We start from the raw sequence: 25203 nt of genomic DNA, 5'->3' as shown, positions 1-25203 counted from the left end.
AAGGGGAGAAAACCTCTTACACTCTTTACGCCTTTTTATGTAATACCTCGCTTCACGGGTCGCTCCTGCCCCCGCATGAGGCTTTCATATATAGCAGCCTATCCTGGCTGAAACGCTTTGCCTGCCCAGCAACCTCCCATTTCCTGAGGGGAAACGATGAACAAACTGATCAAGAAATTCGGACGAATCAAAGATTCCATTGAGATCCCTCATCTTTTAAGCCTTCAGCTTGATTCCTACAACAAATTTCTCCAGACCGACGTCCCCCCCAGCATGCGCACGGACATCGGGCTTGAAGGCGTGTTTCGTTCTGTCTTTCCCATTCATGATTTCAACAAGACTGCCACCCTGGAATACGTCAGCTACGAGATCGGCAAGCCCAAGTACGACGTGGACGAATGCATCTCCAAGGGCCTGACCTTTGAAGCCCCCCTGCGCATCAAGGTCCGCCTCGCCGTCTACGATGTGGACGAAGCGTCCGGCAGCCGCACCATCCACGACATCAAGGAACAGGACATATATTTCGGAACCATTCCCCTCATCACCCAGAAGGGGACGTTCCTGATCAACGGCACGGAACGGGTCATCGTCAATCAGCTCCAGCGCTCTCCCGGCATCATTTTCGAACACGACTCGGGCAAGACCCATTCCAGCCGCAAGATCCTCTACAGCTGCCGCATCATCCCCATGCGCGGCTCCTGGCTCGATTTCGACTTCGACCACAAGGATATCCTCTACGTCCGCATCGACCGTCGACGGAAGATGCCCGCCACGATTCTGCTCAAGGCCATGGGCATGACCAGCGAGGACATCCTGGCCTACTACTACGACAAGGACACCTTCCGCCTGGACGGGACCAGGGTTCTGCGCAAGGTTGAAGAATACAATTTCCGCAAGGAAGTGGCCCACGCAGATATCGTCGCCCCCGACGGCACGGTGGTCGTGGCCGCCGGCAAGGCCATGACCAAGGCCATGTGGCGGCGCATGATCAAGGCAGGGGTCGAATTCTACGAGGTCCGTCCGGAGTCCCTGGAGACGGAATTCGCTGCCGTGGACATCGTTGACCCGCAGACCGGCGAGGTCATCCTGCGCGCCGGCGATCCCCTGACCGCAACTGCCGTCGAGAAGTGTCAGGCAGGCGGGATTACCGAGCTGAGTTCCATTTTCTCCTCCGGCGCAGAGGTGTCCTCGTGCATGCGCGACACCCTGGCCATGGACAAGTGCGAGGACCTGGAAAGCGCCCAGATCGACATCTACAAGCGCCTGCGCCCCAGTTCCCCGCCGACCGCCGAGATTTCGGCCAGCTTTTTCGACAACCTGTTCCGCAACCCCGACTACTACGACCTGTCCCCGGTGGGGCGGTACAAGCTCAATTCGCGGCTTGGCCTGAATCTGCCCATCGACCACCGGACCCTGTCCAACGAAGACATCTTCCGGTCGGTCAAGAAGCTCGTCCAGCTCAAGGACTCCCACGGTCCGGCCGACGACATCGATCACCTCGGGAACCGTCGCGTCCGTCCGGTCGGCGAACTGGTTGAGAACCAGTACCGCATCGGCCTCGTGCGCATGGAGCGCGCCATCAAGGAGCGCATGAGCCTGCAGGAAGTCGCCACGCTCATGCCCCACGACCTGGTCAACCCCAAACCTGTTACGGCCGTGCTCAAGGAGTTCTTCGGCACATCGCAGCTGTCCCAGTTCATGGATCAGACCAACCCCCTGTCCGAGGTCACGCACAAGCGCCGTCTGTCCGCCCTCGGGCCCGGCGGTCTGACGCGCGAACGGGCCGGGTTCGAGGTCCGCGACGTCCACCTGAGCCATTACGGCCGCATCTGCCCCATCGAGACCCCCGAAGGTCCGAACATCGGCCTCATCGTGTCCCTGACCACCCATGGCCTGGTGAACGACTACGGTTTCATCGAGACCCCGTACCGCGTGGTCAAGGACGGGTACGTCACCGACGACATCCAGTACATGGAGGCCTCCACCGAGTCCGGGCACATCATCGCCCAGGCCAACGCCATCTTCGGCGACGACAGGCGGTTCGTGAACCCCCTCGTCGAGGCCCGCGTGGAAGGTGAATTCGCCATCGTGCCTCGCGAGGAAGTGACCCTCATGGACATCTCCCCGGGACAGATCGTGTCCATCTCCTCGGCGCTCATCCCGTTCCTGGAGCACGACGACGCCAACCGCGCCCTCATGGGCTCGAACATGCAGCGCCAGTCCGTGCCCCTGCTCGTGACCGAGGAGCCGCTGGTCGGCACCGGCATCGAGGGCAAGGTGGCCCAGGATTCCGGCAGCTGTCTCATGGCCGAAGGAGACGGAGAGATCATGTACGTCGACGCCGACCGGGTCATCGTCGCCTACACGGGCGACCTCTATCCAGAGGCAGGCGGCGTGCGTTTCTACGAGCTGCAGAAATATCACAAGTCGAACCAGAACAGTTGCTTCGGCCAGAAGCCGCGCGTTCAGGTCGGCGACAAGGTCCGTAAGGGCGTGGTCCTGGCCGACGGCCCCGCCATCAGTGACGGCGAGCTGGCCCTGGGCAAGAATCTGCTGGTGGCCTTCATGCCCTGGTGCGGCTACAACTACGAAGACTCCATTCTCATCTCCGAGCGCGTGGTGAAGGAGGACATCTATACCTCCATCCACATAGAGGAGTTCGACGTCTTCGCCCGCGACACCAAGCTCGGGCCCGAGGAAGTGACCCGCGACATCCCCAACGTCGGCGAGGAGATGCTCCGCAACCTCGACGAGAGCGGCATCATCCGCATCGGCGCCAAGGTCAAACCCGACGACATCCTCGTCGGCAAGATCACACCCAAGGGCGAGACGCAGCTCACTCCCGAGGAGCGCCTGCTGCGGGCCATTTTCGGCGACAAGGCGCGCGACGTGAAGAACACCTCCCTCAAGGTCCCGCCGGGAATCGAGGGCACGGTCATCGACGTGAAAGTCTTCAACCGCCGCTCCGGCGACAAGGACGAGCGCACCCGTCAGATCGAGAATTACGAGCTCGAGGGCATCGACGTCCGTGAGCGTCAGCATGCCGCGGCCCTGACCGAAGCCACCCGTCGCAAGATCTGGGAGGCCTGCAAGGGCAAGAGCGTGGCCAAGACCATCATGGGCAAGCGCAAGGGCGAGGTTCTTCTCGAAGCGAACCAGCCCATCAGGGAAGACGTGTTCGCCGAGATCCCGCTGAAGAAGCTCGCCGGCGCCTTCGCCGCCAAGGAGGTCAACGAGGCGGTCAAGAACCAGCTCGATTACTTCGACCTGCAGCTCAAGTTCATCAAGGACGTCTACGAGAACAAGCGCGGCAAGGTCACCGAGGGTGACGATCTGCCCCCCGGCGTGATCAAGATGGCCAAGGTGTACGTGGCCGTGAAGCGCAAGCTCAACGTCGGCGACAAGATGGCTGGCCGTCACGGCAACAAGGGCGTCGTGTCCAACATCCTGCCCGAAGAGGACATGCCGTTCTTCGCCGACGGCACACCCATGGACGTCGTCCTGAACCCCCTGGGCGTGCCTTCGCGCATGAACATCGGCCAGATCATGGAAACGCACCTTGGTTGGGCCGCCAAGACCTTGGGGCAGCAGATCGCTGCCATGGTCGCCGAGGGCGCCGCCATCGTGCGCAGGGAAATCAAGGATATCTTCGATTCTTCCGAGACATCGGCCCTGATCGACTCCATGAGCGACGACGAAGTCATCGAGGCGGCCCGGGCCCTGAACAAGGGCATCGTCATGAAGACCCCGGTCTTCGACGGCGCCGAGGAGAGCGAGATCTGGGGGCTGCTCAAGCGGGCCGGCCTGCCTGAGGACGGCAAGGCCCGTCTCTTCGACGGCCGCACCGGCGTCCCGTTCCATAACCGCGTCACCGTGGGCTACATGTACTACCTTAAGCTCCATCACCTGGTCGACGAAAAGATCCACGCCCGCTCGACGGGTCCCTACTCCCTGGTCACGCAGCAGCCCCTGGGCGGCAAGGCCCAGTTCGGCGGACAGCGTCTGGGTGAAATGGAAGTCTGGGCCCTGGAGGCCTACGGCGCGGCCTATCTGCTGCAGGAATTCCTGACGGTGAAGTCCGACGACGTGAACGGGCGCGTGAAGATGTACGAAAAGATTGTGAAGGGATCCAATTTCCTCGAAAGCGGCATGCCCGAATCATTCAACGTCTTGGTCAAGGAAATGATGGCCCTGGGTCTGGAGGTCACCCTCGTCGAGGATGACCGCAAGCGTCCGCGCAAGAGATAGACCCTGCCTGCGGCAACGGATTTTCACTTCGACCACAGAATGAGGAATATACGATGAGTCTTGATGATCTTTTTACACAAAGGGGCAGTGCGACCAGCTCTTTCAACAGCCAGAACCTGAAGGCGATCGGCATCAGCGTCGCTTCTCCGGAAAAGATCCGCGAATGGTCCTTCGGCGAGGTCAAGAAGCCCGAAACGATCAACTACCGCACATTCAAGCCGGAGCGGGACGGCCTGTTCTGCGCCAAGATATTCGGTCCCGTGAAGGACTACGAGTGCAACTGCGGCAAATACAAGCGCATGAAGCACCGCGGCATCGTCTGCGAAAAGTGCGGCGTCGAGGTCATTGCCTCCAAGGTCCGCCGCGAGCGCATGGGCCACATCGAGCTCGCCGCGCCCGTGGCGCACATCTGGTTCCTGAAGTCCCTGCCTTCCAAGATCGGCACCTTGCTGGACATGACCATGGCCGATCTGGAGAAGGTGCTGTACTTCGATTCCTACATCATCCTCGATCCGGGTGAGACGACCCTGCAGAAGAAGCAGGTCATCTCCGAGGAGCAGTACTTCCAGATCCTCGACCACTACAACGACAACGCCATCACCGTGGGCATGGGCGCCGAGTCCATCAAGATCCTGCTGCAGGAGATCGACCTGGCCAGCCTGCGCGTGGAACTGCGCGAGGAATCCCAGTCCACCCGGTCCCAGACCAAGAAGAAGAAGCTCGCCAAGCGGCTGAAGATCGTCGAGGCGTTCCTGGAGTCCGGCAACAAGCCCGAGTGGATGATCATGGACGTGATCCCGATCATCCCGCCCGAGCTGCGCCCGCTGGTTCCCCTGGACGGCGGCCGTTTCGCCACGTCGGATCTCAACGATCTGTACCGCCGCGTCATCAACCGCAACAACCGCCTGAAGCGTCTCCTCGAACTGGGCGCCCCGGACATCATCATCCGCAACGAAAAGCGCATGCTGCAGGAGTCCGTGGACGCGCTGTTCGACAACGGCCGCCGCGGCCGGGCCATCACCGGAACCAACGGCCGGCCCCTGAAGTCCCTGTCGGATATGATCAAGGGCAAGCAGGGCCGCTTCCGCCAGAACCTGCTGGGCAAGCGCGTCGACTACTCAGGCCGTTCCGTCATCGTGGTCGGCCCGTATCTCAAGCTGCACCAGTGCGGTCTGCCCAAGAAGATGGCCCTGGAGCTGTTCAAGCCGTTCATCTACTCCAAGCTCGAGGAACGCGGCTACGCCAGCACCATCAAGAGCGCCAAGAAGATGGTCGAGCGCGAGGAAGTGGCGGTCTGGGATATCCTCGAAGAGGTCGTGCGCGAGTACCCCATTCTGCTGAACCGCGCGCCCACGCTGCACCGTCTCGGCATCCAGGCCTTCGAGCCCATCCTGGTGGAAGGCAAGGCCATCCGCCTGCACCCGCTGGTCTGTACTGCGTTCAACGCCGACTTCGACGGTGACCAGATGGCCGTGCACGTGCCCCTGTCGGTGGAGGCTCAGATCGAGTGCCGCGTGCTCATGATGTCCACGAACAACATCCTGTCGCCGGCCAACGGCTCCCCGATCATCGTGCCGTCCCAGGACATCGTCCTCGGCCTGTACTTCCTGACCGTGGAGCGTCCCTTCGAGCGCGGCGAGGGCATGATCTTCGCCGACCCGGAGGAGGTCATCTGCGCCTATGACTCCGGACACGTGGAACTGCACGCCCGCGTCAAGGTCCGTATCGACGGCCAACTCGTCAACACAACGCCCGGCCGCATCATCATCCGCGAGATCGTGCCTGTCGAGGTCCCCTTCGACGTCTACAACCGTGAGATGAGCAAGAAGGTCATCGGCCGTCTGGTGGGCGAGGCCTACCGCCTGGCCGGGACCAAGGCCACGGTCATCCTCTGCGACAAGCTGAAGGATCTCGGTTTCGAATATTCGACCCAGGCCGGCATCACCGTCGGCGTGAAGGACCTGACCATCCCGCCCGCCAAGTCGGGCATTCTCGACCGTTCGCACACAGAGGTGGCCGACATCGAGCAGCAGTACCGCGAGGGGATCATCACCCGCACGGAAAAATACAACAAGGTGGTCGACGTCTGGACCAAGGCGACCAACGAAGTGGCCGACGCCATGATGCGCGAACTGAAGTACGATACCGTGCCGAATCCGAATCAGGACGCGGCGGTCGAGCGGAAGCATGCGCTTCGCTGGCATGTGTCTTCGGCACCGGAGGAGCGCTGCAACAGCTTCAACTCGGTCTTCATGATGGCCAACTCCGGCGCACGAGGCAACCAGGACCAGATGCGCCAGCTGGCCGGCATGCGCGGCCTGATGGCCAAGCCTTCGGGCGAGATCATCGAGACGCCCATCACGTCGTCCTTCCGCGAAGGCCTGACCATTCTGCAGTACTTCACCTCCACGCACGGCGCACGCAAGGGTCTGGCCGACACCGCGCTGAAGACGGCCAACTCGGGTTATCTGACCCGTCGTCTGGTCGACGTCGTGCAGGATGTCATCGTCAGCGAGCACGACTGCAAGACCGTGGACGGCATCGAGCTGTCCCATGTCACCAAGAGCGGCGAGATCACTGTGCGCCTGAGCGAACGCGTGCTCGGCCGCGTGGCCATGTACGACGTCCTCGACCCCGATACGGGCGAGGTCTTCATCCCGTCCAACACCATGATCAATGAGGAGTTGGTGCAGGAAATCGAGCGTCGCGGCATCGCCACCATCACCATCCGCTCGGCCCTGACCTGCAAGGCCAAGCACGGGGTGTGCGCGCTGTGTTACGGCCGCGATCTGGCCCGCGGACACCTGGTGAACGTGGGCGAGGCCGTCGGCATCATCGCCGCCCAGTCCATCGGCGAGCCGGGCACCCAGCTGACCATGAGAACGTTCCACATCGGCGGCACGGCCTCCAAGGAGATTGAGCAGAGCCGTTACGAGGCCATGAACAAGGGCCGCATCGTGCTGTCCCGCGTGCGTACCGTCACCAACAACCGCGGCGAGCGCATGGTCCTCGGCAAGAGCGGCCAGCTGCGCATCGTGGACGATCAGGGTGTCGAGCGCGAGAAGTACGCGCTGCCCTCGGGCGCCAAGCTGTACTTCGAGAACGGGGCCGAGGTGAAGAAGGGCGACCGCCTGGCCGAGTGGGACCCCTTCAACGAGCCGTTCGTCACGGACGTCGAGGGTGTCGTCCACTTTACGGACATCATCGAAGGCCGCACTGTGCAGGAACGCATCGACGAGGCCACGGGCAAGTCGACGCTGACGGTCATCGAGTTCCGTTCGTCGAGCTTCCGTCCCGGCATCTCCATCTGCGACGAGAACGGCGTGTGCAAGACCAAGCCGGACACCGGGACCCAGGCATCCTACACCCTGCCTGTCGGCGCCATCGTCATGGTCAATGACGGAGACTCGGTCCAGCCCGGCGACATCATCGCCCGTAAGCCGCGCGAAACCATGAAGACCAAGGACATCGTCGGCGGTCTGCCGCGCGTTGCCGAACTCTTCGAAGTCCGCAAGCCCAAGGATCAGGCCATCCTGTCCGAGATCGACGGCATCGTGAGCTTCGGCCCGGATTCCAAGGGCAAGCGCAAGCTCATCGTCGAACCCGAAGTCGGCGAGGCGCGCGTGTACCTGATTCCTAAGGGCAAGCACATCAGCGTCGGCGAGGGCGACTTCGTCGAGAGCGGCGAACTGCTGACCGAAGGTACGCCGGACTTGCACGACCTGCTGAAGATCAAGGGCGAGAAGTACCTGGCCTTCTACTTGGTCGACGGGGTGCAGGACGTGTACAGGTTCCAGGGCGTGTACATCAACGACAAGCACATCGAGATCATCGTCCGCCAGATGCTCAAGAAGCTCTCTATTTTGGATCCCGGCGACACCGGTTTCCTCATGGGCGAGCAGGTGGACAAGATGCGGTTCACGAACACCAACGCCAAGTGCTTGGCCACGGGCCTGCAGCCCGCAGTGGCCGAACCCCTGGTTCTGGGCATCACCCAGGCGTCGTTGTCCACGGAATCCTTCATCTCCGCGGCATCGTTCCAGGAGACGACCAAGGTCCTGACCGAGTCCGCCCTGATCGGCAAGAAGGATTACCTCTACGGTCTCAAGGAAAACGTCATTGTCGGCAGGCTGGTCAATGCCGGCACGGGCTTCAGGGCCTACATCGAAAATGACATCATTGTTCCGGACCAGCCGGAAAGTCCCGACAAGTTCCTGGAGGACCTGGAGAAAGATCCGTTTTTCATGGAACAGTAAGTTTGATCTGGCCAGAGTGGCGAGTTGACAAGGGCAGGGGAGTTCAATTATGAACCCCCTTCTCAAAAAGTTTATTCATGGAGTTTGAAATGCCCACTATCAATCAGTTGGTCCGCAAGGCGCGGGTCCTCCAGGTGAAAGGCACAAAAAGAGCCGCGCTGCAGGGATGCCCGCAGCGTCGGGGAGTTTGTGTGCGCGTGTACACCACGACGCCCAAGAAGCCGAACTCAGCTCTTCGTAAGGTCGCGAGAGTGCGACTGACCAACGGAATCGAAGTGACTTCGTACATCCCCGGCGAAGGGCACAACCTGCAGGAGCACTCCGTGGTCATGATCCTCGGCGGCCGTGTCAAGGATTTGCCCGGTGTCCGCTACAAGATTATCAGAGGTACGCTGGACGCGGCCGGTGTTCAGGATCGCCGGAAGAGCCGCTCCAAGTACGGAGCCAAACGTCCTAAATAGGTACAAGGAGATTGACGTATGCCTCGCAAGGGAGCCACGCCGAAGCGTGAAGTGCTGCCGGATCCGAAGTACGGAAGCCGGGTGGTCACAAAGTTTGTGAACCAGATGATGTATGACGGCAAGAAAAGCGTTGCCGAGAAGATATTCTATGATGCCATTGAAGAGCTGGGGAAGCGCACGGACAGCGAGCCTCTGAAGGCCTTCGAGCAGGTTATCGAGAAGGTTAAGCCGCAGATGGAAGTCAAATCCCGTCGTGTCGGCGGCGCCACGTACCAGGTTCCCATGGAAGTTCGTCCGGCCCGCCAGGAAGCCCTGGCCATCCGCTGGCTGGTCAACTACTCCCGCACTCGCGGTGAAAAGGGCATGGTCCTGCGCCTGGCTGCTGAATTCCTTGACGCTTTCAACGATCGCGGTGGTGCCATCAAGAAGCGTGAGGACACCCACAGAATGGCCGAAGCCAACAAGGCTTTCGCGCATTACCGCTGGTAAAAGAGGTTCTTTTCGTGTCTAAACGAGTCCCAATAGAAAATCAGCGCAATATCGGTATCATGGCCCACATCGATGCGGGCAAGACCACGACTACCGAGCGTATTCTTTATTATACCGGTGTCTCCCACAAGCTTGGCGAGGTGCATGACGGTCAGGCGACCATGGACTGGATGGAGCAGGAGCAGGAGCGTGGCATCACGATCACTTCCGCTGCGACGACCTGTTTCTGGCGCGATTGCCGGGTCAACATCATCGATACTCCCGGCCACGTCGACTTCACCGTTGAAGTGGAGCGCTCGCTGCGCGTCCTCGACGGAGCCGTCGCCGTTTTCTGCGCCGTCGGCGGTGTCGAGCCCCAGTCCGAGACCGTGTGGCGCCAGGCGGACAGATATCGTGTCCCCCGCATCGCCTTTGTCAACAAGATGGACCGCTCGGGCGCTGATTTCTACCGAGTCGTCGACATGATCAAGGATCGTCTCAAGGCCAAGCCCGTGCCGCTGCACCTGCCGATCGGTTCCGAGGAGAACTTCCAGGGACAGATCGACCTCGTGCGCAAGGTGGCCCTTTTCTATGACGAGGCCTCCAAGGGCGAGTCCATCGATGTGCGCGACATTCCCGAAGACATGATCGATCTTGTCGACGAGTGGCGCATGAACCTCGTCGAGGCCATTGCCGAAGAGGACGAGAGCCTGCTCGAGAAGTACCTCGGCGGCGAGGAACTCCAGCCGGAAGAAATCATGGCCGGAATCCGTTCCGCGACCATCGGCATGAAGATCTGCCCGGTCATCTGCGGGTCCGCCTTCAAGAACAAGGGCGTTCAGGCTCTGCTCGACTGCGTTGTGGACTATCTGCCTTCTCCGGTGGACATTCCGCCCATGACGGGCACCGATCCCGACAACGGAAACGAGATCGTCTGCGAATGCTCCGACGACCTGCCCTTGAGCGCACTGGCCTTCAAGCTGATGGCCGATCCGTTCATCGGGCACCTGACCTTCCTGCGCATCTATTCCGGCGTGCTGGAAACCGGCGTCACGGTCCTGAACGCCGCATCCGGCAAGAAGGAGCGCGTCGGCCGCCTGCTGAAGATGCACGCCAACAAGCGTGAGGACATCAAGGAAGCCCACGCCGGTGACATCGTCGCCGCCGTCGGCCTGAAGCAGACCGCCACGGGCGAGACCCTGTGCGACCTGAAGCGCCCGGTGCTCCTGGAGTCCATGGACTTTCCGGAGCCGGTCATCGAAGTCGCCATCGAGCCCAAGACCAAGACTGACCGTGATGCCCTTGGTCAGGCCCTCGGGAAGCTGGTCAAGGAAGACCCGTCCTTCAGGGTCAAGACCAACGAGGAGACCGGCCAGACCCTGATCGCCGGCATGGGCGAACTGCATCTCGAGATCATCGTCGACCGTCTGACCCGCGAGTTCAAGGTCGACGCCAACGTCGGTCAGCCTCAGGTAGCCTACCGTGAGACCATCTCCAAGCCCAGCGAGAAGGATCTCAAGTACGCCAAGCAGTCCGGCGGTCGCGGCCAGTACGGCCACGTGGTCATCAAGGTCTACCCGCAGGAACCCGGCGCAGGTTATGAATTTGTGAACGGTATCGTCGGCGGCGTCATTCCCAAGGAATACATCCCCGCCATCGACAAGGGCATCAAGGATGCCCTGCTGAACGGCGTCATGGCCGGTTTCCCCATGGTCGACATCAAGGTCGAGCTGGTCCACGGCTCCTACCACGAAGTCGATTCTTCGGAGCAGGCGTTCTACATCGCCGGATCCATGGCCGTTAAGGAAGCCTGCCACAAGGCGGCCCCTGTTCTTCTGGAGCCCATCATGTTCGTCGAGGTGCTGACTCCCGACGATTACATGGGCGACGTCATGGGTGATCTGAACGGCCGTCGCGGCCGGATCGTGAGCCTCGAAATGCGGCACGGGATGCAGATCATCCGCGCAAACGTGCCGCTGAGCAGCATGTTCGGCTATGCGACGGATCTGCGTTCCAAGACCCAGGGGCGGGCGACGTACACCATGTTGTTCGACCACTATGACCGCGTGCCCGCGAGTCTTGCCGAAGAATTGACCAAGAAATGAGAATGGAGATGAATCATGGCCAAGCAGAAATTTGAAAGAAAGAAGCCGCACGTCAATATTGGCACCATTGGTCACATTGACCACGGCAAGACGACCCTGACCGCGGCGATCACCAAGATCGCGAGCCTCAAGGGCGGCGGTTCCTTCGTCGCCTTCGACGAGATCGACAAGGCTCCTGAAGAAAAGGAGCGCGGCATCACCATCGCCACCGCGCACGTCGAATACGAAACCGCCAAGCGTCACTACGCCCACGTGGACTGCCCCGGTCACGCCGACTACATCAAGAACATGATCACCGGCGCGGCCCAGATGGACGGCGCGATCATCGTTGTCGCGGCCACCGACGGCCCCATGCCCCAGACCCGTGAGCACATCCTGCTCGCCCGTCAGGTCGGCGTGCCCTACCTGGTCGTGTTCCTGAACAAGGTCGACTTGGTCGACGACGAGGAGCTGATCGAGCTGGTCGAGATGGAAGTGCGCGAGTTGCTGTCCAAGTACGAATTCCCGGGCGACGACGTTCCGGTCATCCGCGGCTCCGCCCTGAAGGCTCTGGAGAGCGACAGCGCCGACGCCGAAGACGCCAAGTGCATCCTCGAGCTGCTGGACGCCTGTGACGCCTACATCCCCGAGCCGGTGCGCGAGACGGACAAGCCCTTCCTGATGCCCATCGAAGACGTGTTCTCCATCTCCGGCCGCGGCACCGTCGTGACCGGTCGTGTCGAGCGCGGCATCGTGCGCGTCGGCGAGGAAGTGGAAATCGTCGGCATCAACGACACCCGCAAGACGACCTGCACGGGCGTTGAAATGTTCCGCAAGCTGTTGGACGAAGGCCAGGCCGGCGACAACATCGGCGCTCTGCTGCGCGGCGTGAAGCGTGACGAAGTCGAGCGCGGCCAGGTTCTGGCCAAGCCGGGCAGCATCACCCCGCACACGAAGTTCTCCGCCGAAGTGTACGTCCTGAGCAAGGAAGAAGGCGGTCGTCACACCCCGTTCTTCTCTGGCTACCGTCCGCAGTTCTACTTCCGCACGACGGACATCACGGGCGTCGTGACGCTGAACGAAGGTATCGAAATGATCATGCCCGGCGACAACACGACGTTCCATGTGCATCTGATCAACCCGATCGCCATGGAAAAGGGCCTGCGCTTCGCCATCCGTGAAGGCGGCCGTACCGTCGGCGCCGGCGTTGTTTCCGAAATTCAGGAGTAATGGGGCTAAGCCATCATGAACAGTGATAAAATTCGCATTAAATTGAGAGCGTACGACTACCGCATTTTGGACAAGGCTGTAGCCGAGATCGTTGACTCCGCACGTAACACCGGCGCATCCATTGCCGGCCCGATTCCGTTGCCGACTCGCATCCACAAGCAGACCATTCAGAAGTCTGTGCACGTGGACAAGAAATCTCGTGAACAGTTTGAAATGCGTGTACACAAGCGCCTTTTAGACATTCTTGAACCCACCCAACAGACAGTTGATGCGCTGGGCAAGCTGAATCTTCCCGCTGGCGTTGATGTAGAAATCAAGCTGTAGGGATAACGAGAGGCTATCATGAAACAGACTATGGGACTTGTTGGGCGCAAGATCGGCATGACCAGAATTTACGGATCTGACGGCAACGTCATTCCTGTCACGGTTATCCAAGCCGGTCCTTGTCCTGTTATTGACAAAAAGGTCAGTGAGAAAGACGGCTATACTGCATTGCAGGTTGGTTTCGAAGAAGTTGCAGCGCATCGTCTGAACAAACCTGAGCAGGGCCATCAGCAGAAGGCAAATTGTGGCTTTTACAAAATGCTGAAGGAAATCCGTCTCGGTAACGTCGATGAATATGAAATTGGACAGAAACTGACTGTCGAAATGTTCACCCCCGGCGAAAAGGTTCGCGTGACCGGCACCTCCAAGGGCCGTGGATTCGCGGGCGTCATTCGTCGCTGGAACTTCGGCGGCGCTCCGGCCACGCACGGACATGAACAGGTTCACAGAAAGCCCGGTTCCATCGGCCAGTGCGCCTGGCCGAGCAAGGTTTTCAAGGGCAAGAAGCTTCCGGGCCAGCTCGGAAACAAGACGGCGACCATGCTCAACATCGAGATCGTCGACGTCCGCCCGGAGGACAATGTCGTGTTGGTTCGCGGCCAGGTCCCGGGACCCAAGCAGGGGATCGTCGTCCTCAGCAAGATGAAATAGGGGTGAAGATAATGGCAAACGCGAAAGTATATGATCAGAACAGGAAGGAAGTCGGCGAGATTTCCCTGGCTGACGATGTCTTCCAGGTCGAGGTCAAGCCTGAATTGCTGCACCTCGCCGTGCGCTCCCACCTGGCCAAGCTCCGCGCCGGCACCGTCGGCGTGAAGACCCGCGGCCTGGTCAGCGGCGGCGGCAAGAAGCCCTGGCGCCAGAAGGGCACCGGCCGCGCCCGCGCCGGCTCCAGCCGTTCGCCTCTGTGGCGCAGCGGTGCCGTCGTGCATGGACCGCAGGCCCGGAGCTACGGCTTCAAGATCAACAAGCAGGTCCGCAAGCTGGCCCTGAAGATGGCTCTGTCCTCCAGGTTCACGACGGACAACCTGCTTGTTGTGGACCAGCTCAGGTTCGACGAAATCAAGACCAAGAACTTCGTGGCCTGCAAGAACACCTTGGGTCTGAAAAAAGCCTTGATTGTTGTTGCTGAAAAAGATACCAACCTTGCTCTTTCGGCCAGGAACGTTCCTGGTTTTCTCGTGTTGGATCCGCAATCGGTCAACGTCTACGAAATCCTCAAGTATCCTCAGATGGTCCTGGACCAGGGCGCAGTCGCCGTGTTGCAGGAGAGGTTGAAATAATGGAAAGCACGCAAGTATTACTCAGGCCGCTGATTTCCGAGAAATCGACTGGCCTCAAGGAGCTTGGCAATCAGGTTGCTTTTTATGTGCATACTGCCGCGAACAAGATCGACGTTCAGCGGGCCGTTGAAGATGTCTTCAACGTGAAGGTCACTGCGGTGAACATCGTCAATTACCGTCCGCGGACCAGGAAGAAGTTCGGTCGCGCGGTCGGCAAAATGAGCGGTTACAAGAAAGCTTACGTCTCTCTCGCTGCCGGCGAAAAGATCGATTTCTTTGAAGGGGTATAACCATGGCAATTCGCAAGCTTAAACCCACATCTGCCGGACGCCGGTCGATGACGGTGCTCACCTATGATGAGATCACCCGTTCGACCCCCGAGAAGTCCCTGACCAAGGGTTTGACCAAGAAGAGCGGTCGCAACCATTTTGGCCGCGTGACCATGCGTCGTCGCGGCGGTGGAAACAAGTCCCTGTACCGTCTGATCGATTTCAAGCGGAACAAGCTGGACATTCCCGCCAAGGTTGCCACCATCGAATACGATCCGAACAGAAGCGCCCGCATCGCCCTGCTGCATTACGCCGATGGCGACAAGCGCTACATCATCTGTCCCGTTGGCATCAATGTCGGCGACCAGGTCCTGGCCGGTGAAAAGGCCGATATCAAGCCCGGCAACGCCCTGCCTTTGGCCAGAATCCCCCTGGGCACCCTCGTGCACAACGTGGAGCTTTACCCGGGCCGCGGCGGTCAGCTCGTCCGTTCCGCCGGTTCCTACGCGCAGGTCATCGCCAAGGAAGACAAGTATGTCTTGTTGAGACTGCCTTCCGGTGAAGTCCGCAAGGTCCTGGCCGTGAATACGGCGACTGTCGGTCAGGTCGGCAATATCGAGCACGAGAACGTGTCCATCGGCAAGGCCGGCCGCAACAGATGGCTTGGCAAGCGGCCGAAGGTTCGTGGCGTGGCCATGAACCCCGTCGACCATCCGCTTGGCGGCGGCGAAGGCAGAAGCTCCGGCGGACGTCACCCCGTGACTCCTTGGGGCAAGCCCACGAAGGGTTACAAGACCCGTTCGCCCAAGAAGAGTTCTTCCAAGCTTATCGTCAAACGCCGCGGAACTAAGTAGGAGTTGATATGCCAAGGTCTCTGAAAAAAGGCCCCTTTGTGGACGGCCACCTGCTCGCAAAGGTGGAGAAGTCCAACGCTGAAAGAAGCCGTCAGGTGATCAAGACCTGGTCCCGCCGGTCCACGATTATTCCCGAGATGGTCGGTCTTACCTTTGCTGTGCATAACGGTAAGAAGTTTATCCCGGTGTTTGTGTCCGAAAACATGGTCGGCCACAAACTTGGTGAATTCGCACCCACCCGGACATATTTTGGCCACGCTGCTGATAAGAAGAAGAAATAGGCAGGAAGTTTCACATGGAAGCAAGATCGGTTGCCAAGTTTATACGCGTTTCTCCGCAGAAAGCCAGGTTGGTCGCACGTAACGTGACCGGCAAGCCTGTCGAGGATGCGTTGAATGTCCTGAAATTCACCCCGAAGAAAGCTGCCCGTCTGATCGAGAAGGTCCTGACGACTGCGATTGCCGATGCCGAGCACAACTACAAGCTGAACGTCGACAACCTCTATGTCAAGGAAGTTCGCATCGACGGCGGCCCGAGCTGGAAACGCATTCAGTCGAGAGCGATGGGCCGGGCTTACAGAATTATCAAGCGCACCAGCCACATCACTGTGGTTGTCGATGAACTCTAGGAGGGCAGTGCTTTGGGTCATAAAGTTCATCCTTACGGATTCCGTTTAGGGTACAACAAAAACTGGAAGTCCCGTTGGTTCAGCGACAAGAAGTATGCCGAGTATGTTTTCGAGGACAGCAAGCTTCGGAAATATGTGAAGGAAAAACTTTTTCACGCCGGCATTTCGAAGATCGAAATCGAGAGAGCTGCCGATAAGGTTCGTTTGATTCTTTTCACTGCGCGCCCCGGTATTGTTATCGGACGGAAAGGCGTTGAAATTGAAAAGCTGCGGGCTGAGCTAAAGGGCAAGTTCGGTCGCGAGTTCGTGATCGAAGTCAATGAAATCCGCCGCCCCGAAACCGACGCCCAACTCGTCGCCGAGTCCATTGCCCAGCAGCTTGAGCGTCGCGTGGCTTTCCGCCGCGCCATCAAGAAGACTCTGGGCATGGCCCAGAAGTTCGGCGCCCAGGGCATCAAGGTGCAGTGCGGCGGTCGTCTGGGTGGTGCGGAAATTGCCCGCACCGAGTGGGCGAGAGAAGGCAGGGTGCCTTTGCATACCCTTCGTGCCGACATCGATTACGGCGTTGCGCTGGCCAAGACCACGTACGGCGTCATTGGCATCAAGGTGTGGGTGTTCAAGGGAGAGATCCTGAGCGAGGTGGATAACTGATGCTGAGTCCCAAGAAAGTAAAATTTAGGAAGCAGCAGAAGGGTCGTATACGCGGCTTGGCGCAGCGTGCGACCACGGTTGCTTTTGGTGATATCGGTTTGAAGGCCATGGAGTGTGGAAAGATCACGAGCCAGCAGATCGAAGCCGCCCGTATCGCGATGATGCGACATATCAAAAGAGGCGGAAAGGTCTTCATTCGAATCTTCCCCGACAAGACGATCACTGCCAAGCCCCTGGAAGTACGTCAGGGTAAAGGTAAGGGTTCTCCCGTTGGCTGGTGCGCTCCTGTCCAGAGAGGTCGCATTATATACGAAATCAAAGGCGTGGATGTTGAGCTGGCTAAAGAAGCATTGCAGAGAGCTGCCTACAAGCTGCCTATCAAGACTCTCATAGTCGAAAAGGAGTAAGACAGGATGAATGCTCAACAGTTACGTGAATTGGATTCTGTGAAACTCCAGGAAAAGCTTGGTGAATTTCGCAAGGAATTGATGAATCTTCGTTTTCAGCACGCAACGGCGCAGCTTGAAAATAGTCAGAGAATACCGCTTGTTAAGAAATCCATTGCTCGGATTTTGACGATTATGAAAGCGAAGGACATGGAGACAGGTGATGAGTAACAGCGGAAAGACATCAAACAAGAGAACTCTTGTTGGCTTCGTAGTGAGCGATAAGAACGACAAGACTATAGTCGTCCGTGTCGAGACTCTGGTCAAACATCCTGTTCTTAAAAAATATATCCGCCGCAGAAAGAAATTCATGGCTCATGACCCCAACAATGAATGTCACATTGGGGATAAGGTTCAGATCGTCGAGCACCGCCCCCTGAGCGCGCGGAAGAATTGGCATCTGGTCAAAATCATTGAAAGAGCTTTGTAGGGGATTGTAAAATGATTCAAATGCAGACGACTTTGGATGTCGCAGACAATTCCGGAGCCAAAAAGGTTGCCTGCATCAAGGTGCTAGGCGGTAGCAAGAGGCGGTACGCTCGTGTCGGCGACATTATCATGGTCTCCGTCAAAGAAGCCATCCCTCATGGCAAGGTCAAGAAGGGCGATGTTCTCCAGGCAGTAGTTGTCAGAACAACAAAGGAGATCGGCCGTCCCGATGGAACCTTCATCCGCTTCGACAACAATTCGGCAGTACTGCTGAATAAGAACCTTGAGCCCATGGGCACTCGTATTTTTGGACCTGTTGCGCGTGAATTGCGGGCAAAGAACTTTATGAAGATCGTATCTTTAGCCCCCGAGGTGTTGTAAGTTATGTCTACCAAGGTCTGGAAAATTCACAAAGACGACAACGTCATGATCCTTGCCGGCAAAGACAAGGGCAAGATCGGCAAGGTTGTCAAAATTCTGCGCAGCAAGAAGCAGGTTATTGTCGAGAAGGCTAACATGGTGAAGAAACACACCAAGCCCAATCCCTACAACAACCAGCCCGGTGGGATTGTCGAGAAGGAAATGCCCCTGGATATTTCCAATGTTCAGGTGATTTGCAACGCCTGCTCCAAGCCGACTCGTCTCGGCTATAAGATTACCGACGATAACAAGAAAGTTCGTTATTGCAAAAAATGCAATGAAACGATCAGCTAAGGTGCAGCAATGAGTAGTTTCGAAAAGATCTACAAAGATAAAGTCGCTCCCGAACTCGCGAAGGAATTCAATTACAAGTCTGTGATGCAGATTCCTTCGATCAAGTGTGTCTCATTGAACATGGGACTGGGCGAGGGTAGCCAGAATAACAAAATCATTCAGGATTCTGTACGCGATTTGTCTCTGATTGCTGGTCAGCGGGCTGTTGTAACGCGGGCAAAGAAATCCATCGCCGCCTTCAAGCTGCGCGAAGGAATGCCTGTAGGCTGCCGTGTATCGCTTCGCGGAGACGCAATGTGGGCTTTCCTGGAAAAGCTCATTGTCATCGCCCTTCCCAGAGTCCGCGACTTCCGTGGTGTTCCGGACAGAGGCTTTGATGGACGTGGAAATTATACCCTTGGCATCAAGGAACATACGATCTTCCCTGAAATCGAAATGGACAAGATCGAGAAGCCTGTGGGTATGAATATTACTGTCGTAACTACTGCCCAGACTGACAAAGAAGGCAAGACGCTGTTGAAGCTTCTTGGAATGCCCTTCAAGAAGTAAGGAGGAGTGTAACTTGACTCGCACATCACTCATGGTCAAGGCGCAGCGGAAGCCCAAATTTTCCACACGCCAGTACAACAGGTGTCCTATTTGCGGCCGTCCCAGGGCCTTTATGCGCAAGTTTGGCATTTGCAGAATCTGCTTCAGGAATATGGCCCTTGCCGGTGAATTGCCAGGCGTAAGAAAATCTAGTTGGTAAATGAGGTACGCTCATGTCTGTCATAGATCCTATTGCAGATTTGTTGACTCGAATTCGTAATGCATACAAGGCGATGCATTCCAGTGTCTCCGTTCCGCCCAGTCGCACTCGCGAGGCGCTGCTTAAAATATTGAACGAAGAAGGCTATATCAACGGGTATGCCAAGGAGAACGAAGCTCTCCTGGTCGATCTGAAATACCACGAGAACAAGCCCGTCGTCGCTGGTCTGAAGAGAATCAGCAAGCCCGGCCGCCGAATTTATGTCGGTGCGAAGTCGATTCCTTCTGTACAGAACGGCCTCGGCATCTGCATCTTGTCGACCTCCAAGGGCATCCTTGAAGGCAAAAAGGCTGCCGAAATCGGCGTTGGCGGCGAACTTCTTTGTGAGATTTGGTAGGAGATCGCTATGTCTCGTGTAGGTAAACAGCCCATCAGCATCCCCAGCGGTGTTGATTTCAAAATCGCGGAGGGCGTGATTGAAGTGAAGGGGCCCAAGGGCGCTCTTTCACTGGCCACGCACCCCGCCATTGAAGTTAAGGTCGAAGACAACACGATTTTCGTGACCCCTGCGGAAGACACCCGCATCGCCCGTCAACAGCACGGGCTGCGCAGAACCCTGCTTGCCAACGCCGTCACCGGCGTGACCAAAGGCTTCGAGAAGACTCTTGAAGTCATTGGCGTCGGCTACAAGGTCAACGTGCAGGGCAACACGGTCGTTCTTAATGTCGGCTACTCGCATCCGGTCAACTTCGTGCTTCCCGCCGGCGTACAGGCCAAGGTGGAGAACACCAAGATCACCATTTCCGGATGCGACAAGCAGGTCGTCGGCGAAGTGGCGGCCCAGATCCGCCGCGTGCGTCCGCCGGAACCGTACAAGGGCAAGGGCATTAAGTACTCTGATGAGACTATCCGTCGCAAGGCCGGCAAATCCGGCGGCAAGAAATAGGATACGCCATGAAATTATCACGTGAAGAAGCCCGTAAGAACCGCAAGACTCGGATTCGCAAAAAGGTCAATGGATCTCCCGAACGTCCGCGTCTGGTTGTTTACCGGTCAAACAAGCACATTTACGCCCAGATCATCGACGATCTTGCCGGCGCGACCCTGGCTTCGGCTTCCACGCTGAGCCTGGAAGGCGACAACACTCGCCTGACTGTCGAGAACGCGAAGTTGGTGGGAAAGAAAGTTGCCGAGGAGGCGATCAAGAAGAGCATCACTTCCGTGGTCTTTGATCGCAACGGCTTCGTGTACCATGGCCGGATCAAGGCCGTTGCCGATGGAGCCAGAGAAGGCGGCTTAAATTTTTAATAGAGGACATCCATGCAACAGAACGAATTTGAACTCATTGAGAAAATAGTCTATCTCAATCGCGTCGCCAAAGTTGTGAAGGGTGGCCGCCGATTCAGCTTCAGCGCTCTGGTCGTCGTCGGCGATGGCAAGGGTACCGTTGGGTTCGGCCTGGGCAAGGCCAACCAGGTGCCGGACGCCATCAAGAAAGCTACCGACCGGGCCCGCAAGAGCATGCAGAAGGTCGAACTCCTCGATGGCACCATTCCTTACGAGATCGTCGGGAATTTCGGCGCAGGACAGGTTCTGCTCAAGCCCGCTTCCGCCGGTACCGGCATCATCGCCGGCGGACCGGTCCGTGCCGTCATGGAGGCCGTCGGCGTCCATGACATCCTGACCAAGGCCATTGGCACGAACAATCCGCACAATGTTCTTCGCGCCACTTTCGCCGGATTGCGCTCCCTTCGCAGCGCCGAACACGTCGGACGGATGAGGGGCAAGTCCCTCTCCATCAAGAGAAAATAGGTGGAGTTATGATCACGATTAAACTGACAAAGAGTCTGATCACGCAGAATCCCGCCCAGAAGCGGACCGTGAAGGCTCTCGGTTTCACCAAGCTCAACCAGGTCCGTACGCTTCCCGACAACGAGTGCGTTCGCGGGATGATCAATAAAGTCAAGCATCTTGTCGAGGTTATTCAATAATGAACCTGCACGAACTCTATCCGTTTCCCGAGGAACGCGCCAAGGTGAAGAGAATTGGCCGCGGCACTGCGTCCGGTCAGGGCGGCACCTCCGGCAAGGGCCACAAGGGTCAGAACGCCCGCGCTGGAGGCGGCGTGGCTCCGTGGTTTGAAGGCGGCCAGATGCGTCTTTACCGTCGCCTGCCCAAGCGCGGGTTCAAGAACCCCTTCCGTGTCGTGTACCAGGGCCTGAACCTGTCCACCGTCTATGCCGCCTTCGCCGACAAGAGCGAGGTGACCATTGAGGATTTGTATGCTGCCGGTCTGGTCGACCGCAACATGCCCGTCAAGATTCTCGGCGACGGTGAGGCCGGCAAGGCGCTGAAGATCACTGCACACAAGTTCAGCAAGCAGGCCGTCGAGAAGATCACTGCCGCTGGTGGTGAAGCAATCTCCATCGAAGGATAACTATTGTGAGTATATCCAAAGGCGCAAACACTGGCACGTCGGAGTTGAAAAGCAAGTTCATCTGGACTTTTCTTCTTCTGGCCGTTTACCGTGTTGGTGTGCATCTGCCGATACCCGGTGTTGACGGTAATGCCCTGGCGGATTTCTTTGCCAACGCCCAGAACACGCTCTTCGGCCTCTTTGACATGTTCTCGGGCGGCGGCCTTATGAATCTGTCGATTTTCGCCTTGGGCATCATGCCGTACATCTCCGCTTCCATCATCCTGCAGCTCCTGACCGTCGTCAGTCCCGACCTGAAGAGACTGAGCAAGGAGGAAGGAGCTGCCGGACGGAAGAAGATCACCCAGTACACCAGATACGGCACTGTTCTCATTTCCGTCATTCAAGGGCTCGGAATCGCCATCGGCGTGGAAAGCATGACCAGCCCCACCGGGGCGGCCATTGTGTACATGCCGGGCTGGGGATTCCGTCTCATCACGGTTCTGACCCTCACGGCCGGGACGATATTCATCATGTGGCTTGGAGAGAAGATCACGGAGAAGGGGATCGGCAACGGCATCAGCCTGATCATCTGCGCTGGCATCATCGCTGGCCTTCCCAGCGGCATTGGCAAGTCGTTCCGTCTTTTCACGGCGGGCGACGTGTCGCTGTTCACCGTACTGCTCGTTCTGATCGTCATGGCTGGGGTGCTCGTCGGCATCACGTTCATGGAACGTGCGCAGCGCAGAATCCCCATCCATTACGCCAAGCGGATGGTCGGGCGTAAAATGTACGGCGGCCAGACGAGTCATCTTCCTTTGCGCATCAACACGGCCGGTGTCATTCCGCCGATCTTCGCCTCTTCGATTCTGATGTTCCCTGCGACGATCGCCAACTTTTCCAACGTCGAGTTCCTGAACCGCATGTCTGATTATTTCAGGCCCGATTCGCTGCTCTACAACGTTTGTTTTGTCGGCTTCATAGTCTTTTTTTGCTTCTTCTATACCGCCATCGTCTTCGACCCCAAGGAAATCTCCGAAAACCTCAAGAAACAAGGGGCTTTCGTTCCCGGTATCCGGCCCGGTTTCAAGACGAACGAGTATATTGACAAGGTTCTGACGCGTTTGACTTTGTGGGGCGCTTTGTATATCTCCACCGTCTGCGTTTTGCCCATGGTGCTCATGAAGCAGTTCAATGTGCCCTTCTACTACGGCGGCACATCCCTGCTCATCGTCGTCGGCGTCGCCATGGACACCATGGCCCAGGTCCAGTCCCACCTCATTTCGGGGCGGTATGACGGCCTTCTGGCCAAGGCAAAGATCAAGGGCAGACAGGGTTGAAAAAGCACAGAGGCATCTTCCTGAAAAACGATCAGGAGATTGCTCTACTCCGGGAGGCCAACCGCATAGGCGCTCTGATTCTCGACGAACTCGGGAAGATGGTGGCCCCCGGAGTTTCATCCTGGGACCTTGAGGAAAAGGCGAACGACCTCTGCGCTCAGTACGGGGTTGTTCCGGCGTTCAAGGGGTATCTTGGTTTTCCGTACGCGCTTTGCTGCTCGCTCAACGAAGTGGTCGTGCACGGGTTTCCCACCAAGACGCCTTTACGGGACGGAGACATTCTGTCCATAGATTTTGGTGTTAAGTATCAGGGTTTTTACGGTGATACCGCAAGGACCTTTCCTGTAGGAAATATCAGTGAGGGCGCGGCCCGTTTGCTGGAAGTCACCCGGGAGTCCCTGAATAGGGGGATCGACCAGGCCAAGCCAGGAAACGACCTTTACGATATTTCACGGGCTGTACAGGAATGTGTCGAAGCTCAAGGGTACTCCGTTGTCAAGCGGTTCGTCGGGCATGGAATTGGCCGGATGCTTCATGAGAAGCCGGAAATCCCCAATTTCGTGCCGCGGGACAGCTCGAGACTGCCTTTGAAGCCGGGTATGGTTCTCGCCATTGAGCCAATGGTTGCCATGGGGTCCGATCAGGTCGAAATCCTCTCCGACGGATGGACTGCTGTAACCAAAGATAGAAGCCTGTCAGCTCATTTTGAACATTCTGTGGCGATTACCAAGGACGGACCGATCATTCTCAGCCAGTTGTGAACCGGCTGGGATCCAATTGAAAAGCTTCGGGGGATTCAATGAAAGTTAGACCTTCAGTTCGCAAGATTTGTCCAAAATGCAAGATCATCAAGCGCAAAGGCGTGCTTCGTGTGATCTGCGACAATACGCGGCATAAACAGAGACAGGGTTAAGGATAGGGGGATATTGTGGCAAGATTAGTTGGTGTAGATTTGCCGAGAAATAAAAGGCTCGATATTGCATTGACATATATTTACGGGATCGGCCGGGCTACAGCTCTCAAAATCCTTGATTCTACGGGCATTGATTGGACTAAGAACAGTGATGACCTCACTGCCGACGACGTCAACAACCTGCGCAAAGAGCTCGAAGCCAATTACAAGGTCGAGGGTGATCTGCGTCGTGAAGTCGTTGCCAATATCAAGCGCCTCATGGACATCGGTTGCTACAGAGGCCTGAGACATCGTCGCGGCTTGCCTTGTCGCGGACAGCGCACGCACACCAACGCGCGCACACGCAAGGGTCCACGCAGAGCCATCGTTGGTAAGAAGAAAAAGTAACTGGGTGGAGACAGACAAATGGCAAGACCTCAGAGAGTCATCAAGAAAAAGGAAAAGAGAAATATCCCCACGGGTATCGCTCATGTGAACAGTACGTTCAATAATACGATCATCACGTTCACCGATCCTACCGGGAACGTGATCAGCTGGGCGAGCTCCGGCGCCTCCGGGTTCAAGGGTTCCCGCAAGAACACTCCCTTCGCGGCTCAGAAGGCTGCGGAGACCGCTGCCCGTAAGGCCATGGACTGCGGCATGCGCACCGTCGGCATCCTGGTGAAGGGACCCGGTTCCGGACGCGAGTCCGCCATGCGCGCCATCAACGCCGTCGGCCTGCGTGTCGCCTTCATCCGCGACGTCACGCCGATTCCGCACAATGGCTGTCGTCCGCCCAAACGTCGTAGAGTATAGGGGGAATTTACCTTGGCTAGATATACAGGCCCAAAATGCAGGATTTGCCGCAGAGAAGGCGGAAAGCTTTTTCTGAAAGGCGACAGATGTTATACGGATAAGTGTGCTTTCGAGCGTCGCGCCTATGCGCCCGGCGATCACGGCAAGGCACGCAAGAAACCCAGTGATTACGCTCTCCAGTTGCGCGAAAAGCAGAAGGTGAGAAAGATGTACGGCATTCTCGAAGGGCAGTTCCGCCGCTACTTCGAGGAGGCCGAGCGCCGCAAGGGCGTCACCGGCACGAACCTGCTGGCCCTGCTTGAGACGCGTATCGACAACGTTGCGTACAAGCTCGGCTTCGCCAATTCGCGCAGCCAGGCACGCCAGATGGTCCGCCACGGGATTTTCCTCCTGAACGGCCGTCGCGTCAGCGTGCCCTCGATTCAGATGAAGCCGGGCGACGTTCTTGAAGTGCGTGACCGCACCAAGAAGAATCTCGTCATCAACGAAGCTTTGGAAGTCGTCGCCCGTCGTGGCGTGCCTGCTTGGCTCGAGATCGATGCTCCTGCCCTGAAGGGTTCCGTCAAGGCTTTCCCGACCAGAGAAGATATCACCTTCCCGATGACGGAGCAGTTGATTGTTGAACTCTACTCCAAATAGCAGGCGG

The 25203-nt window shown here is 57.9% G+C and carries 33 protein-coding genes; all 33 read left to right on the top strand.

The genetic code is table 11. The features are described 5' to 3' along the window. The first annotated feature begins 156 nt into the window (after positions 1-156). Positions 157-4248, top strand: coding sequence for a DNA-directed RNA polymerase subunit beta (gene rpoB, locus ACZ5AC_RS13965; protein ID WP_464248195.1), 4092 nt, complete (start codon positions 157-159; stop codon positions 4246-4248). 53 nt (positions 4249-4301) lie between these two features. Next, the gene (gene rpoC, locus ACZ5AC_RS13960; protein ID WP_464248194.1) at positions 4302-8504 is read left to right on the top strand and encodes a DNA-directed RNA polymerase subunit beta'; all 4203 of its coding nucleotides are present in this window, start codon (positions 4302-4304) and stop codon (positions 8502-8504) included. A gap of 89 nt (positions 8505-8593) precedes the next feature. Next, positions 8594-8965: a 30S ribosomal protein S12 gene (gene rpsL, locus ACZ5AC_RS13955; protein ID WP_028578495.1), complete on the top strand. Its 372-nt coding sequence runs from the start codon at positions 8594-8596 to the stop codon at positions 8963-8965. An 18-nt stretch (positions 8966-8983) separates the two neighbouring features. Continuing rightward, complete coding sequence (gene rpsG / locus ACZ5AC_RS13950; protein WP_028578496.1) at positions 8984-9454, top strand: 30S ribosomal protein S7; 471 nt, start codon at positions 8984-8986, stop codon at positions 9452-9454. 14 nt (positions 9455-9468) lie between these two features. Next, a complete protein-coding gene (fusA, locus tag ACZ5AC_RS13945) occupies positions 9469-11538 on the top strand; it encodes an elongation factor G (protein ID WP_464248193.1) in 2070 nt (689 codons plus the stop codon). A gap of 15 nt (positions 11539-11553) precedes the next feature. Further along, positions 11554-12747 (top strand): elongation factor Tu, encoded by a 1194-nt coding sequence (gene tuf / locus ACZ5AC_RS13940; protein ID WP_464248192.1) that lies wholly within the window; start codon positions 11554-11556, stop codon positions 12745-12747. Positions 12748-12762: 15 nt separating this feature from the next. Beyond that, positions 12763-13071 carry a 30S ribosomal protein S10 gene (rpsJ, locus tag ACZ5AC_RS13935; RefSeq protein WP_028576635.1) on the top strand — a complete coding sequence of 103 codons (309 nt, stop codon included), beginning with the start codon at positions 12763-12765 and terminating at the stop codon, positions 13069-13071. Positions 13072-13089: 18 nt separating this feature from the next. Then, positions 13090-13722: a 50S ribosomal protein L3 gene (gene rplC / locus ACZ5AC_RS13930; RefSeq protein ID WP_464248191.1), complete on the top strand. Its 633-nt coding sequence runs from the start codon at positions 13090-13092 to the stop codon at positions 13720-13722. Between the two features lie 11 nt (positions 13723-13733). Further along, positions 13734-14354, top strand: coding sequence for a 50S ribosomal protein L4 (rplD, locus tag ACZ5AC_RS13925; protein WP_464248190.1), 621 nt, complete (start codon positions 13734-13736; stop codon positions 14352-14354). Continuing rightward, positions 14354-14644 carry a 50S ribosomal protein L23 gene (gene rplW, locus ACZ5AC_RS13920; protein WP_464248189.1) on the top strand — a complete coding sequence of 97 codons (291 nt, stop codon included), beginning with the start codon at positions 14354-14356 and terminating at the stop codon, positions 14642-14644. Before rplD ends, rplW begins: the two co-directional genes overlap by 1 nt. A gap of 2 nt (positions 14645-14646) precedes the next feature. After that, entirely contained in the window at positions 14647-15477 is an 831-nt protein-coding gene (rplB, locus tag ACZ5AC_RS13915) for a 50S ribosomal protein L2 (protein ID WP_464248188.1), read from the top strand. 8 nt (positions 15478-15485) lie between these two features. Then, positions 15486-15758, top strand: coding sequence for a 30S ribosomal protein S19 (gene rpsS / locus ACZ5AC_RS13910; RefSeq protein WP_464248187.1), 273 nt, complete (start codon positions 15486-15488; stop codon positions 15756-15758). Positions 15759-15772: 14 nt separating this feature from the next. After that, the gene (rplV, locus tag ACZ5AC_RS13905; RefSeq protein WP_028576629.1) at positions 15773-16105 is read left to right on the top strand and encodes a 50S ribosomal protein L22; all 333 of its coding nucleotides are present in this window, start codon (positions 15773-15775) and stop codon (positions 16103-16105) included. Between the two features lie 12 nt (positions 16106-16117). Then, the gene (gene rpsC, locus ACZ5AC_RS13900; RefSeq protein ID WP_464248186.1) at positions 16118-16756 is read left to right on the top strand and encodes a 30S ribosomal protein S3; all 639 of its coding nucleotides are present in this window, start codon (positions 16118-16120) and stop codon (positions 16754-16756) included. Next, on the top strand, positions 16756-17163 hold the full coding sequence (gene rplP, locus ACZ5AC_RS13895; protein WP_028576627.1) for a 50S ribosomal protein L16: 408 nt from the start codon (positions 16756-16758) through the stop codon (positions 17161-17163). Before rpsC ends, rplP begins: the two co-directional genes overlap by 1 nt. Before the next feature lie 6 nt (positions 17164-17169). Continuing rightward, on the top strand, positions 17170-17373 hold the full coding sequence (gene rpmC, locus ACZ5AC_RS13890) for a 50S ribosomal protein L29 (protein ID WP_028576626.1): 204 nt from the start codon (positions 17170-17172) through the stop codon (positions 17371-17373). Then, positions 17366-17632 (top strand): 30S ribosomal protein S17, encoded by a 267-nt coding sequence (gene rpsQ / locus ACZ5AC_RS13885; protein ID WP_028576625.1) that lies wholly within the window; start codon positions 17366-17368, stop codon positions 17630-17632. Before rpmC ends, rpsQ begins: the two co-directional genes overlap by 8 nt. An 11-nt stretch (positions 17633-17643) precedes the next feature. Then, positions 17644-18012, top strand: a complete 369-nt coding sequence (gene rplN, locus ACZ5AC_RS13880) for a 50S ribosomal protein L14 (protein ID WP_028576624.1) — start codon at positions 17644-17646, stop codon at positions 18010-18012. Positions 18013-18015: 3 nt separating this feature from the next. Beyond that, on the top strand, positions 18016-18345 hold the full coding sequence (gene rplX, locus ACZ5AC_RS13875; protein WP_464248185.1) for a 50S ribosomal protein L24: 330 nt from the start codon (positions 18016-18018) through the stop codon (positions 18343-18345). Positions 18346-18354: 9 nt separating this feature from the next. Beyond that, a complete protein-coding gene (gene rplE / locus ACZ5AC_RS13870) occupies positions 18355-18894 on the top strand; it encodes a 50S ribosomal protein L5 (RefSeq protein ID WP_464248184.1) in 540 nt (179 codons plus the stop codon). A gap of 13 nt (positions 18895-18907) precedes the next feature. Continuing rightward, positions 18908-19093 carry a type Z 30S ribosomal protein S14 gene (locus ACZ5AC_RS13865; protein ID WP_015774926.1) on the top strand — a complete coding sequence of 62 codons (186 nt, stop codon included), beginning with the start codon at positions 18908-18910 and terminating at the stop codon, positions 19091-19093. A 13-nt stretch (positions 19094-19106) separates the two neighbouring features. After that, entirely contained in the window at positions 19107-19490 is a 384-nt protein-coding gene (gene rpsH, locus ACZ5AC_RS13860) for a 30S ribosomal protein S8 (protein WP_028576621.1), read from the top strand. A gap of 9 nt (positions 19491-19499) precedes the next feature. Beyond that, the gene (rplF, locus tag ACZ5AC_RS13855) at positions 19500-20039 is read left to right on the top strand and encodes a 50S ribosomal protein L6 (protein WP_464248183.1); all 540 of its coding nucleotides are present in this window, start codon (positions 19500-19502) and stop codon (positions 20037-20039) included. An 8-nt stretch (positions 20040-20047) separates the two neighbouring features. Beyond that, positions 20048-20401: a 50S ribosomal protein L18 gene (rplR, locus tag ACZ5AC_RS13850; protein ID WP_464248182.1), complete on the top strand. Its 354-nt coding sequence runs from the start codon at positions 20048-20050 to the stop codon at positions 20399-20401. A 12-nt stretch (positions 20402-20413) separates the two neighbouring features. Then, positions 20414-20905 (top strand): 30S ribosomal protein S5, encoded by a 492-nt coding sequence (gene rpsE, locus ACZ5AC_RS13845; RefSeq protein WP_464248181.1) that lies wholly within the window; start codon positions 20414-20416, stop codon positions 20903-20905. An 8-nt stretch (positions 20906-20913) separates the two neighbouring features. Continuing rightward, entirely contained in the window at positions 20914-21084 is a 171-nt protein-coding gene (gene rpmD / locus ACZ5AC_RS13840; RefSeq protein WP_028576617.1) for a 50S ribosomal protein L30, read from the top strand. Next, complete coding sequence (gene rplO, locus ACZ5AC_RS13835; RefSeq protein WP_459828126.1) at positions 21084-21530, top strand: 50S ribosomal protein L15; 447 nt, start codon at positions 21084-21086, stop codon at positions 21528-21530. The genes rpmD and rplO overlap by 1 nt, the downstream gene beginning before the upstream one ends. A gap of 5 nt (positions 21531-21535) precedes the next feature. Continuing rightward, positions 21536-22849, top strand: coding sequence for a preprotein translocase subunit SecY (gene secY / locus ACZ5AC_RS13830; protein ID WP_464248180.1), 1314 nt, complete (start codon positions 21536-21538; stop codon positions 22847-22849). Beyond that, on the top strand, positions 22846-23610 hold the full coding sequence (gene map / locus ACZ5AC_RS13825) for a type I methionyl aminopeptidase (RefSeq protein WP_464248179.1): 765 nt from the start codon (positions 22846-22848) through the stop codon (positions 23608-23610). Before secY ends, map begins: the two co-directional genes overlap by 4 nt. A gap of 38 nt (positions 23611-23648) precedes the next feature. After that, positions 23649-23762, top strand: coding sequence for a 50S ribosomal protein L36 (rpmJ, locus tag ACZ5AC_RS13820; protein ID WP_084435309.1), 114 nt, complete (start codon positions 23649-23651; stop codon positions 23760-23762). A 15-nt stretch (positions 23763-23777) separates the two neighbouring features. Continuing rightward, complete coding sequence (gene rpsM, locus ACZ5AC_RS13815) at positions 23778-24149, top strand: 30S ribosomal protein S13 (RefSeq protein ID WP_464248178.1); 372 nt, start codon at positions 23778-23780, stop codon at positions 24147-24149. Positions 24150-24167: 18 nt separating this feature from the next. Further along, on the top strand, positions 24168-24557 hold the full coding sequence (gene rpsK, locus ACZ5AC_RS13810) for a 30S ribosomal protein S11 (RefSeq protein WP_028576612.1): 390 nt from the start codon (positions 24168-24170) through the stop codon (positions 24555-24557). Positions 24558-24569: 12 nt separating this feature from the next. Beyond that, complete coding sequence (gene rpsD / locus ACZ5AC_RS13805; RefSeq protein ID WP_464248177.1) at positions 24570-25196, top strand: 30S ribosomal protein S4; 627 nt, start codon at positions 24570-24572, stop codon at positions 25194-25196. Positions 25197-25203: the final 7 nt, after the last annotated feature.

The organism is Desulfomicrobium aestuarii (assembly GCF_055385525.1).
Note: the sequence above shows the minus strand (reverse complement) of the source record. Positions and strands in the feature narration are given on the sequence as shown.